1 pseudogene is annotated in these 261 nt (G+C 45.6%); it reads left to right on the forward strand.

The features are described from left to right. A pseudogene (locus A3757_RS04070) lies at positions 1-261 on the forward strand (polyribonucleotide nucleotidyltransferase); the annotation flags it as partial.

The following is a 261-nucleotide window of genomic DNA, read 5'->3' on the forward strand; positions in this document are numbered from 1 at the left end:
ACAATTCGTTGTGTATCTGAAATCACAGAATCTAACGGTTCTAGCTCAATGGCAAGTGTTTGCGGAAGCAGCTTGGCAATGATGGATGCGGGTGTACCTTTAGCTGCGCCAGTTGCGGGTATCGCAATGGGCTTGGTTAAAGAAGGTGATGACTTTGCCGTTCTGACTGATATCTTGGGTGATGAAGATCACTTAGGCGATATGGACTTTAAAGTAGCGGGTACTGACGAAGGTATTACTGCTTTGCAGATGGATATCAAG

The organism is Oleiphilus sp. HI0117 (assembly GCF_001635235.1).